At 71.4% G+C, this 9089-nt stretch carries 6 protein-coding genes and 1 pseudogene; all 7 read left to right on the forward strand.

Annotated features, from left to right (window positions below):
* On the forward strand, window positions 1-970 hold a 970-nt coding region (locus tag VN520_RS23345), incomplete at its 5' end, for a MinD/ParA family protein (RefSeq protein WP_325748898.1).
* 41 nt (window positions 971-1011) lie between these two features.
* Complete coding sequence (eccCa, locus tag VN520_RS23350; RefSeq protein ID WP_325748899.1) at window positions 1012-4986, forward strand: type VII secretion protein EccCa; 3975 nt, start codon at window positions 1012-1014, stop codon at window positions 4984-4986.
* 43 nt (window positions 4987-5029) lie between these two features.
* Window positions 5030-6448: a DUF6177 family protein gene (locus VN520_RS23355; protein ID WP_325748900.1), complete on the forward strand. Its 1419-nt coding sequence runs from the start codon at window positions 5030-5032 to the stop codon at window positions 6446-6448.
* Between the two features lie 124 nt (window positions 6449-6572).
* Window positions 6573-6908: a hypothetical protein gene (locus tag VN520_RS23360; protein WP_325748901.1), complete on the forward strand. Its 336-nt coding sequence runs from the start codon at window positions 6573-6575 to the stop codon at window positions 6906-6908.
* A gap of 55 nt (window positions 6909-6963) precedes the next feature.
* Window positions 6964-7275: a pore-forming ESAT-6 family protein gene (locus VN520_RS23365; RefSeq protein ID WP_109881512.1), complete on the forward strand. Its 312-nt coding sequence runs from the start codon at window positions 6964-6966 to the stop codon at window positions 7273-7275.
* Window positions 7276-7371: 96 nt separating this feature from the next.
* Entirely contained in the window at window positions 7372-7800 is a 429-nt protein-coding gene (locus tag VN520_RS23370; RefSeq protein WP_325748902.1) for a DUF6507 family protein, read from the forward strand.
* Window positions 7797-9089 (forward strand): annotated as a pseudogene (locus tag VN520_RS23375) (hypothetical protein); the annotation flags it as partial. The gene VN520_RS23370 and the pseudogene VN520_RS23375, both read left to right, overlap by 4 nt.

Below are 9089 nucleotides of genomic sequence, written 5' to 3' on the forward strand. Positions count from 1 at the left end.
CCCGGCTCCGGCGCCCCGCACCCCCCACGCGGCCGGACCACCCCGCAGCACCCCCGACTCGCTGTCCGTGGTGGACGAGGCCCTGACCGGAGCGATGGGCAAGCCGCGCCACGGGGAGCCCTTCGTGTCACGTGCCGCGCATGCCGTGCGCCGTATCGTTTCCTCATCGGCGGCGCGCGAGGTAGCCGAGCTCAGCCGCACCGCCGAGCGGCTCCAGCAGCCCGTGACGACGGGCCGGCAGATCGCCGTCACCTCCATCCGGGGCGGCGCCGGCAAGTCGACTGTCGCCGCGCTCCTCGGCACCACGTACGCCCACTACCGGCAGGACCCGGTCCTCCTCGTCGAGGCCGACCCGGCACTCGGCTCCCTGCCGCTGCGGCTCGGCTCCCGGTCCCTGCGCTGGACCATCGGCGACGTCGCGAACATCCTCGAACCGCAGATGTCCCTCCTCGACGTGACCGGCTATCTCGTCCAGCTCCCGGACAACGCCTGGCTCCTGCCCGGCAGCCAGGGCCAGATCGGCGCGATGCTGGACACCAGGGCGTACGAACGGGTCATGGTCTCCCTGCGCCGCTACTTCGGTGTGACGGTCGTCGACTGCGAGACGCTGCCCGCCGAGGTCGCCCGGGTCGCGCTCTCGGCCTCCCAGGCCCGCGTGCTGGCCACCCCGGCGACCCTGGAAGGGGTCATGAGCACGTACAACGTGCTCGAATGGATGAAGGGGCTGCCCCGCCATGTGATCGAGGGCACGGTCGTCGTCCTCACCGAACAGACGCCCCTCGCCGGGATCGACCTCGGCAAGGCCGCCCGGAAGTTCGAGTCCACCGGGGCGAGCGTCCAGGTCCTCCCGTACGACCGGCATCTCGCCGCCGGCGGTGCCATCCGCACGGAGCTGCTCGCCCGCTCGACGCGACGGGCCGCCGCCCTCCTCGCCGCGGATGTCTTCCAGCTCTCGCAGAAGCGTCGCTGACCCGTGCCGATCCCGAGCCCGACCATGAGTGACGGACGATCATGAGTACCCGACTGATACACCGTCCGGCCCGGACCACCCGGCCTCCGGCCACGTCCGAGGCACGCGTCATCGAGGCCCCGCCCAACCTCCCCGAGGGGAAGGCCGGCAACATCGCGATGTCGCTGCTGCCCGTCGCCGGGGTCATGTCGTCGGTCGTGATGATGACGGTCGTGCGCAACAGCCAGTTCGCCGCGCTCGGCGCGATCATCCTGGTCGTCACGGTCGTCGGCTCCGTCGCGCTGCTCTTCTCGCAGCGCGGCAAGGCGCAGCGCACCCGCCGCAGCCAGCGCGAGGCCTACCTCGCCTACGTCGAGGACCTGCGGGAGGAGCTCTCGGGGGAGGAACGCGCGCGTCGTGAACTCGCCGACGTGCTCAACCCGCCGCCCCACGCCCTGTACGACATCGTGCGGGATCCTGCCCGCCTGTGGGAGCGCCGCCGCGTCGACGCCGATTTCCTCCAGGTGCGGCTCGGCACCGGCGAGATGCCCGTACGCGATCTGCGCATCGCCGATCAGGGCTCGACGGTCCTCACCCCGCCCGACCTCTTCATGCTCAACGAGGCGTCGGCGCTGATGACCCGCTTCCGCACCGGCACCGAACTCCCGCTGGCCGTCCCTCTCGACCGGGTCGGCAACGTCAGCGTCATCGGCCCCCGCGAGGACTGCCTGCGCGTCGTCCGCGCCCTCCTCGTCCAGGCCGCCGCGACGCACGCCCCCGACGACGTGGCGATGGCGCTCGCCGTGCCCGGTGACCGGATCGCCGACTGGGAGTGGGCCAAGTGGCTGCCGCACCTCCTGGACACCGAACAGCTCGACGGCCCGGTCGCCGCCCGCCGCATCGCCCCCTCCGCACCCCAGCTCGCCCGGCAGCTCGGCCCCGAACTGCGCCGCCGCGCCTCCTACGCGGCCGAGCTGCGCCGTGGCCTGGCGGGCAAGGACGCCCTGTCCATGACCTCCCGGCTCCTCGTCGTCACCGACGGCCACGGTGAGGACGCCGTCGACCTGCCGCGGCCCGACGACGCCGTCGGACTGCGCGACATGGGCGTCACGGTCCTGCATCTGCTCGAACAGCGCGTCCAGGAGCCGGGCCACGTCGGCATCCGGATCAGCGTCGAAGGCTCCGACGTGCTCATCGAGGACCTGCGGGAGCAGGAACCGGTCAGCGCCCACGGCACCGTCGACGAGGTCGGCATCCCCTTCGCCGAAGGTCTGGCACGGATGCTGGCACCGCTGAGGCTGTCCGCCGAGTCGCTCGTCGACGCCCCCCTGTCCGGCCCCGTCGACTTCGCCGGCCTGCTCGGCATCGACGACGTGGCCCGGCTCGACCTCTCCCGCCTCTGGGCTCCGCGCGGCGAACGCGCCTTCCTGCGCGTGCCCATCGGCATCAGCGACTCCCACGAACCGGTGCTCCTGGACCTGAAGGAGTCCTCGGAGCTCGGCATGGGCCCGCACGGCCTGTGCGTCGGCGCCACCGGATCCGGGAAGTCGGAGCTGCTGCGCACCCTGGTCCTCGCCCTGGTCACCACGCACCCGCCGGAAGACCTCGCGCTGGTCCTCGTCGACTACAAGGGCGGCGCGACCTTCGCGCCGTTCGCCGGCCTGCCGCACGTCGCCGGTGTCATCACCAACCTGGAGAACCAGGCGGGCCTCGTCGAACGCGTCCACGCCTCCCTCGCCGGTGAGGTGAAACGCCGGCAGCAGGCGCTCAAGGACGCGGGCAACATCGCCGACATCGGTGACTACGCCGCGCTGCGCGCCGAGAAGCGGCCCGACCTGGACCCGCTGCCGCACCTGTTCGTCGTCATCGACGAGTTCGGCGAACTCCTCACCGCCAAACCGGACTTCATCGACCTGTTCCTGTCCATCGGCCGTATCGGACGTTCCATCGGGGTGCACCTGCTGCTCTCCAGCCAGCGCATCGAGGGGGGCAAGCTCAAGGGCCTGGACACCTATCTCTCGTACCGGCTCGGGCTGCGCACCTTCTCCGCCGACGAGTCCCGTACGGTCCTGGACACCACGGACGCGTTCCATCTGCCGCCGCTGCCGGGTTTCGGCTACCTCAAGGTCGACACCAGTCACTACGCGCGCTTCAAGGCCAGCTATGTGTCGGGCGGCTACCGGGGCCCCGTGCAGCGCGCGGACGAGCAGGGGAGCGGACCGCTCGCCCTTGAGTACGAAGCGTTCAACTCCCTCTCCCCGACCGAGGGTTCCGGCCCGCAGGAACCCTCGTCGCGGCGCCGTGAGACGGGGCCGACGGAGATGGGTGTCGTCGTCGGACAGCTGGAGGGCGCCGCCGGGCCCGTGCGCAGCATCTGGCTGCCCCCGCTGCCCGCCGCCCTCACCCTGGACAGCGTCGCGGGCCCTCTGGAGGCCGGCCCGCGCGGCATGCAGCTCGCCAGGCGCCGGGGCGCCCTCCAGGTGCCGCTCGGTCTGCTGGACGACCCGACGAAACAGTGGCAGGGCCCGTGGTTCCTGGACCTCACCGTGGCCGGCGGCCACGCCGCCTTCATCGGGGGCCCGCAGTCCGGCAAGACGACCCTCCTGCGTACGTTCGTCCTCTCGCTCGCGCTGACCCACACCCCGCAGGAGGTCGGTGTCTACGGCCTCGACCTGGTCGGTGGTGGCCTCCAGGCCCTGTCCGGCCTGCCGCACGTCGGCGGCGTCGCGGGGCGCGCGGACCGCGAGCGGGCGGGGCGTACGGTCGAAGAGGTGCGGAACATGCTCGCCACCCGCGAGGACCTCTTCCGCGAGCACGGCATCGACTCCGTCGAGCAGCTGCGCACCCTGCACGCCGCGGGCCGGCTGCCTCAGCTCGCCTCGGCCGAGATCGTGCTCGTCATCGACGGGTTCGGGGCGCTGCGCGACGACTTCGAGGACCTGGACGACGCCGTCGCCGACATCCTCAAGCGCGGCGGCGGCTACGGAATCCATGTCGTCGCGGGCATGCTCCGCTGGAACGACGTACGCATCGCCACCCAGTCGGCCTTCGGCACCCGCCTCGAACTGCGGATGAACGACCCGAGCGAGTCCAGCATCGACCGCAAGCTCTCCCTGACGCTGTCCCCCGACGAGCCCGGCCGCGTCCTCACCGACGGCAGGCTCTTCGCCCAGGCGGCCCTGCCGCGTACGGACGGGGCCGCCGACACCACCGGCCTGGGAGCGGTCCTGGAACGCACGGCCCGTACGGTCCGCGCCACCTGGAGCGGCGAGGTCGCCCAGCAGGTGCGGGTCCTGCCGCACGTCCTGGAACCGCACCTGCTGCCGGGTCCGGCCGCCGAGCCCCGGCGCGTACCGATCGGCGTCGACCAGACGGCGCTGGAGCCCGTCCTCCTGGACCTGTTCGAGCACGACCAGCACCTGCTGGTCATGGGCGACAGCGAATGCGGGAAGACGAACCTCCTGAGGACGATCGCCGACGGCCTCATCGACCGCTACAGCGAGGACGAGCTGGTCTTCGCCGTCATGGACCCCCGGCGGAGTCTGCGGGGCGCGATCCCCGAGGAGTACAGGGGCGGCTACGCGTACAACGCCAAGCTGTGCTCCGGTCTCTCGGCCGGAATCGCCACCGAGCTGGAGAAGCGGCTGCCCGACGACAGCACACGCGTCGAGGACCTGGAACCGGGCAACTGGGGCAGCGGCCCGCGGATCGTGGTCCTCATCGACGACTACGACGTGCTGACCACGGCCGGCCAGTCGCCGCTCTCCCCCTTCCTGCCCTACATCCCGTCCGCGGTGGACATCGGCCTCCACTTCGTCCTGACCCGCCGGGTCGCGGGCGCGTCACGCGGGATGTACGAGCCGCTGGTGCAGGGCCTGCGCGAGTCGGGGGCCTCGGCCGTCCTCATGGCGGGCGACCGCAGCGAGGGCCAGCTGTTCCCGGGCGTGTACGCCACCCAGCAGCCCGCGGGGCGTGGCGTGCTGATCCGCAGGGGGTACGCGAACCGCCTGATCCAGACCGTGTACACGCCCGGATAACACCCGGCACACCTCCACGAACGACGAAGGACCGGACGACCCCATGACGAAGGACGTCATCGCCCTCACCACCCGCATGCCCGACCCGTGGACCGTGCTCGTGGGGCTGCTCTCCGGGGGCCCCGACAAGCTGGTGGACACCCACGGCGACGGCGCCGTCGTACAGCTCTGCGACCCGGAGGGCAGGCCCCTGGTCTCCGTCGAGGCACCGCTGCTCGTCCAGGTGGCCGGCGAGGCGGAACGACTGCTCGGAGCCACCGCGCCGCCCCTCCCGTTCTGGTGGACGGAGGCCCGCGCTACCACCGGTGTCACGGAGGCCGAACAGCTCGCGGGCACGTTCGCCGCCCGGCTCGCCCATCTGGCCGGGGGCTCCGCCTGGCCCCCGGAGGCCGCCCGTTCGCTGGCCGTGGTGCCCACCGACGGTGTGGGCGTCGCGCCCGCACCGGCCGCCGCGGTCCCTGCCGTCGACGTCCTCACCGACAAGGTCGCCGTCGTCATCCAGGACCGTCCGGTGGTCGCCCTGACGGCATGGCTCTCGGACGCCTACCGGGCCGCCACGGAAGCCGGGCTGGGTCTCCAGGTCGTCGCACCGCCCGGGACGACGCTCTCCCCCGCCGTACGCCACCTCCTGGGGACGTGGCCGTCCCGCTGGATCGTCCAGGACGAACGGGACGGCTACTACGACGGGCTGTCGGGAGCCGTACTGCGCTGGCAGGACGGCATCTTCGCGCCGGTCGAGGGCCCCGGTCCGACCGCCGGCGATCCGCGGAGCCTGGTCGCCGCGTCCTACGGAGAGGTGGCGGAGACCGGCGAGCGGCAACTGGCGGTCACGTTCCGCTCGATCCACCCCGCCGACGACCGCCTGGTGCTCGGCGGCGGTCTGGAATCGGTGTGGCGCGAGCTCACCGGCGCGCCCCCGGCGGGCTGGGGGACGGCGGAACCCGCCAACCTCCCCTGGTCACCGCAGCGCCTCACGGACCTGGCCCATGAGCGGTCCCCCCGGCCGACGTGGGCCGTGGTCGTCGGCAGCCCGGACCGGCCCGGCCTCGCCACCGTGCGCGTCACCCGCACGACGGCGGGGGTGGAGGAGGAGGTGACGCTGGCCTTCGGCTACGGAGCCGGCGAGGAGGTGCCGCTGGACGCGCTGCCCCGGGCGGCCGAGGTGCTCGCCACCCGCCACCGGCTCCAGTCGATGCTCGTACAGCTTCGCAAAGCCCGCCGTGACCTGGCGGTGCCGCCCCGCTTCGAAGGACCCGGCGTCCCGCTGGCGTTCGTCCTGGGGGCCGACGAGGTCCGCGAGATCCCGGGCGACCGCGCCCGGCGTACTCCGCTGTCCACGAAGCCTGTTCAGCTGGGGCCCAGGGCACGTCCCGCGTTGTACTACCCGCTGCCGGGTGATCCGTCGGACCTGGCGGGGTGGCAGGACTTCGAGCGGCTGGTGCGGCACCTGAAGGGGGAGTGACGGAGTCCGCTCCTGGAGTGTATTGGGATGGTCACAGTGACGTGATTGCTGATTGCATCAGTGATGTGCGGGTTGATAGACATGATGGTTCGTACGGTTGTTCAGTCTGGTGGGGGGAAAGCTGATGAAGTTCGACATGGGGGCATCGGTCCTGACGACCCTGAGGTCACGTTCCTCGGAGTCGAGCACGGACCTGGGCACGCTGATCAATCAGCTGATCCAGGCGGCGCAGCCGCTGGAGGGCAAGTTCAACGGCGCCGGCAAGGTGGCCTTCGACTCGTTCAAGATGCGTTCGGACGAGATCACCGCGGCGCTGAACGGATCGCTGGCCGCGCTGCTCGGTGGGCAGGCGGGGATGGACGCGGCGTTCGGCGAGGGTGACCAGGAGCAGGGCGAGAACGCGAAGGCGCAGATGGCGTCCGCGAACTTCGACGCCGCCCGCTTCTCGGGTCGCGGCTGACCGCCCCACCTTCCACTTGCAGGCTCGGATCTCATTCCACGGGGAGTAATCAACTATGGCCACGGACAGTGACCGCCGTTCGTACGACACCGGTGCGTCGTCAGAGGCACAGGGGAACATCCAGGCGGTCATCGCCCGCCTGGAGCAGGTGATCTCGGCGCGGGACGCCCAGGTGAAGGCGGCGATGCTGGACTTCGCCGCGGACGGGGTGGCGGACGAGTACCACGGCAAGGAAATCCGCTGGAACAACACCTCGAACGAGGTCAGGAACATCATCCAGCTCCTGAAGACGACGCTGGAGAAGAACGACGGCACCGCGCAGCAGACGCTGGCGCGTGCGAAGGCAGCGGTCGACAACATCGGCTGACACACAGCGCGTCCGGGACAGGGGAAACGTTTCTCCTGCCACGGACGGGACGGTGGCGCGGTTCGGTGGTGCAGGGGTACACGGGGGTGGGCGTTCATGACGGCGTGGGACATCAAGCCGCAGGGTGTGCAGGGCCAGTTGCAGGTGACCGGCACGCATGCGGGTGATCTGGAGAAGGCCCTGACGGCCCTGGTCACGACGATGTCGGAGGCCGCGACGGCGGCGGGGACCGCCGTGCCGGGCTCGGAGGCCTCGGCGCCGCTTCAGGGCCCGGTACCGGTGGGGGCGGCCCCGTTGTCGGCGCCCACGCTGGGCCCGGTGGGCGCCGCGCTGAGCCAGTACCTGGAAATGCGCCAGGGTTATCTGAAGTCGATGGCGGAGCGTATCCAGGCCGCTGTGCTGGGGGCGGCGAAAGCCACCAACGAGTACGTGGCGGGCGACCTGGACGCGGCGAAGCACGCGCAGGACGCGGCCAAGGCCGTGCGCCTCGACCTGCTGAAGGACGCTCCCGGGGGGCACAAGTGAGCAACGACCAGCCGATCCGACTGGAAGGCATCCCGGTCTTCACCGGGAACCTGGCGACACTGGACGTGAAGGTCACCGAGCTCACCTCGGCCGGGTCGGCCATCGCGACGGCCACCGGCGACGTCCACAGCAGCTTCGGCGGCCTCCAGGCCTTCTACCAGGCGCCCGAGGCGGAGCAGCTGTTCGCGACGACGAAGCCGGTCGTGGACACCGGGCTGACGCTGCAGTCGGACCTCAAGACCATCGCGGGTGCGCTGAGCACGTACTCGGACGAGGTCCATCCGCTGGTGGAGAAGCTGAAGGAGATCAAGCGGGACGCGGGTGCGTTCCTCGTGAAGGTCAACGCCGACGACAAGTGGCGCGAGGACGGCGACCTGATCGAGGAGAACAACAACCGCCGCGACGAGATCGCGGAGACCCTGGCCGCGTTCCAGGACGCGGAGATCACCTGTTACAACAAGATCGTCGCCCTGGTCTGCGGCGTGCCCCTGAAGAAGAGCGACGGCTCCGACAGCAAGCACCAGTACGGCTACGACGCCGAATCCCTCAAGCAGGCCCAGGGGCTCCCCTGGGGTGACCCGCTCGTGGAGTCCACGCCGGGCTGGCAGGTGTGGGAGCACGCCTGGGACTTCACCAAGGGCTTCTTCGTCGACGGGGTCTGGGGCACCGTCAAGGGCCTGGGCACCCTGGTCGGTTACGACGGCTTCGAAGCGGCCGGCCAGGCCTGGAAGGGCCTGGCCCAGCTCGCCACCGGCGTGGCGATATCGCTCAGCCCGGTGGCGGCCGTGCAGTTCTGGACGGCGAAGGACGAGGAACTGCCGACCTGGCTGCGTGAGTCCCGCACCGCGGTCAAGGAGACCGGCAAGGCACTGCTGGCATGGGACCAGTGGGGCGAGAACCCGTCCCGCGCGGCCGGCGCGGTCACCTTCAACGTGGTCACCACCGTCTTCACGGGCGGCGCCGGCGGCGCGGTCGCCGGCGGCGGCAAGGCCGCCCTGGCCGCCAAGGCCCTGTCCGCCGCGGGCAAGGTGGGCCGGTTCGTGGACCCGATGACGTACGTCTTCAAGGGCGCGGGCTTCGGCCTCACGAAGGTCGGCGACGCCATGGCCGGCCTCAAGGGCCTGGGCACCGTCGAGATCCCGCCCCTCCCGGACAACGTCTTCACCCTCCCCGAAGGCGCCGTACGCCTGCCCGACGGCACGGTCGACCTCCCTGCGGGCACCGCCCTCCCGGAGGGCGCGGTCCGCCTCACGGACGGCACCGTCCAACTCCCGGAGGGGGTCATCGCC

Source organism: Streptomyces sp. (assembly GCF_035563135.1).
Classification (GTDB): domain Bacteria; phylum Actinomycetota; class Actinomycetes; order Streptomycetales; family Streptomycetaceae; genus Streptomyces.